Source organism: Thermoactinospora rubra (assembly GCF_002093975.1).
Classification (GTDB): domain Bacteria; phylum Actinomycetota; class Actinomycetes; order Streptosporangiales; family Streptosporangiaceae; genus Nonomuraea; species Nonomuraea rubra_A.
In genome coordinates this window covers 1-1,985 of sequence record NZ_MSZZ01000108.1, presented here as the reverse complement: position 1 = coordinate 1,985, position 1,985 = coordinate 1, and the positions used below count along the sequence as shown (strand labels likewise).

The window sequence follows — 1,985 nt, the reverse complement described above, 5'->3', positions numbered from 1 at the left end:
CTCGCGTTCCGCAGCTAATCCGGGGTCTGGGGCATGATCGAGGGTGAAGGTGCAGGTCAGTCGCGTGAGGCCTGGTGGAATCCGCGAGAACGCCTAGGGGCACGACTTGCAGGAAAAGGCCGTCACGAGCTGTGGGTGAGCTGCTACGGTCTGGCGGCATGTTCGTCAAGACGGCGACCCGGAAGAACAAAGACGGCACGATGGTCCGCTACCTGCAACTGGTGCACAACGAGTGGGATCCGGCCAGCAAAACGTCCAAGACCAAGGTGCTGCACAGCTTCGGCCGCGAGGACCAGCTCGACCGGGCCGCGGTGGAACGCCTGGTCGGCTCGCTGTGCCGACTACTTACCCCCGAGCAGGCCGCGGTCGCGCGCACCCCGGGCGAGCTGAACTACGTGGGCTCGACCGCCTTCGGCGGTACCTACCTGCTGGACCAGCTGTGGCGGCGGCTGTCCATCGACTCGATCATGACCGGGATGCTGGCCCGTACCCGGCGCGGCCCCTACACCGAGCGTGTCCTGTTCGCGCTGGTGGCCAACCGGGCGCTGGATGCCTCCTCCAAGCTGGCCGCCTCCCACTGGGTGGGCCGCAAAGCCCACATCGACGGCCTGGCCAGCTGCAGCGACGATGCCTGCTACCGGGCGATGGACTGGCTGCACGACGTCCAAGACGCCGTGGAGAAGAAGGTGTTCGACCAGGTCGCTACTTTGCTGAACCTTGAGGTTGATTTGCTCTTCTTTGACACCACCTCGACCTACTTCGAGATCGACAGCCCGGACGAGGCCATCGACCGCGACGAACGCGGCAGACCCATCCCCGACAGCGACAACGACGGCGGCGAGCCCGCCATGCGCAAGGGGTTTCGGATCTTCGGCAAGTCCAAGGATCACCGCGATGACCTGCCGCAGGTCGTGATCGGGCTGGCGGTCACCCGCGACGGCATCCCGGTCCGGGTCTGGTGCTGGCCCGGCAACACCAGCGACCAGACGGTGATCGGACAGGTCAAGAAGGACATGCGGGACTGGACCCTCGCCAAGATCGTGTGGGTGGGTGATCGGGGATTCACCTCCGAGGACAACCGGCGCATGCTGCGCACCGGCGATCACCACTACATCCTGGGCGAGAAGCTGCGCTCTGGCAGCCCCGAAGCCAAGGCGGCGCTGTCGCGCCAGGGCCGCTACACCGACGTCGCCGGCAACCTCAAGGTCAAAGAGGTCCGCATCAGCGAGCATGAACGATTCGTGATCTGCTTCAACCCCGACGGCGCCACCCGCGACGCCGCTGTCCGCGAGCGGCTGCTGGCCCAGCTCGGCGACCTGATCGACGGCACCGATGACCTGAAGCCGGACAAACGAGCCGAGCTGCGCGGGGTGATCTCCACCAAGCCCGGCCTGAACCGCTACCTGCGCGTCACCGCCGGCGGGCTGCTGCGCATCAACGCCGCCAAGGTCAAAGCCGAGACCAAGCTGGACGGCAAGTACCTGCTGCGCAGCTCAGATCCGCACCTGTCCGCCGAGGACATCGCGCTGGGGTTCAAGCAGCTCTGGCAGGTGGAACGCGGCTGGCGTGACATGAAACAGATCATCGACCTGCGTCCCGTCTACCACCGCCTGGAGCAGCGCATCCGTGCCCACGTCATCCTCTGCTGGCTCGCCCTGCTGCTCATCCGCATCACCGAAACCAGCACAGAGAGGACCTGGAACCGTATTCGTGAGGAATTCGACGATCTGACCATCGCCACCTTCACCGGGCCAACCGGCACCTTTCGCCAGATAGGCGAACTCACAAGGCCACAACGAGACATCCTCGCCAAACTCGGCATCACCATCCCGAAGAAGGTCATCGAGGCCATACCGGCCACCCCCTCCTGACCAGCGGCAACACCCCGCCCTAGTGACACGCCGCACCAGCGCTCCACCATGCGTTACCCCAGCTCAGACCCCTGATCCGTGTCCTTTCCTACAGACACATCTGCGGAACCCAAG

General features: G+C 65.2%; 1 protein-coding gene. It reads left to right on the top strand.

Going from position 1 to position 1,985, the window contains the following annotated elements; genetic code table 11:
- Window positions 1-158 precede the first annotated feature (158 nt).
- Entirely contained in the window at window positions 159-1,871 is a 1,713-nt protein-coding gene (locus tag BSB02_RS39080) for an IS1634 family transposase (protein WP_084966053.1), read from the top strand.
- Window positions 1,872-1,985: the final 114 nt, after the last annotated feature.